Source organism: Crenobacter sp. CS_VA4, assembly GCF_055597485.1.
Map to the genome: position 1 here is coordinate 1 of NZ_JBVMAE010000077.1, position 822 is coordinate 822.

Here is an 822-nt window from a genome sequence, read left to right on the forward strand (position 1 = left end):
CCGGCTCCTGCGATCAGCGGTGCCCAGATCGCCGCACCGATCAAGTTGAACAGAATGAAACGCCAGGCTGGCACCTCACTCATGCCAATCGCGATGGGACCGACGATGCGCAGTCCATACATGAAGCGCACGCCGACGATCACTCCCGCGTGATAGCGCAGCAGCAAGCGATTGACCCGCTGCGCGCCGGGATTCCACTGCGGGAAGCGTCTCAACAAGGCCCCGCCATAGCGCCGGCCGAGGAAGAAGAAGACCTGATCACCCAGCGTACCGCCACACAAGGCGATCGCGGCCACCAAAGGAAAGGATAAATACCCCTGGTGCGCGGCAAAGCCAGCCAGTACCAGGATGGTTTCGCCCTCGAGGACAGCACCAACAAATACCGCCAAGTAGCCGTAATCGGCGACGAGTTGCGTCAGAGTCATAAGTCATCCTCACTGGCAGGGCTACCGCTTGTTCCCCAGTACAAAAGGCCGCGAAGTGGTAGGCCGGGTACAGGCCCATTCACTGGTTCACAAAACCAAGCCCCCACAGTGAGCACGAGACCATGGGAGCCCGCATGGGTGTTTAAGCCTGAATCCATCCCTTGGCGATCGGCAATGCGAACAGGCGCCGGTACAGACTTTCCAGACAATCCAGTAAACGCGAACCGAGCGGTCCATTGCTCAGCAGTAGCGCTACCACCCAACTGCTGATGGACGCCACCAACAGTGCCCCGACAATGTCCAGAGGGAAATGCACGCCAAGGTAGACGCGAGCCCATCCAACCACTAGGCCAAGCAGCAAAACCAGAGCACCGGTCTTGCGCAGTGAGGCCCACAT

General features: G+C 59.6%; 2 protein-coding genes. Both read right to left on the reverse strand.

The annotated features are described in order from the left end of the window. On the reverse strand, positions 1 to 425 hold a 425-nt coding region (locus ACZ2IA_RS22760), incomplete at its 3' end, for a DedA family protein (protein ID WP_470294867.1). 142 nt (positions 426 to 567) lie between these two features. Continuing rightward, a partial coding sequence (locus tag ACZ2IA_RS22765) for a phosphatase PAP2 family protein (protein ID WP_470294868.1) occupies positions 568 to 822 on the reverse strand: 255 nt, incomplete at its 5' end.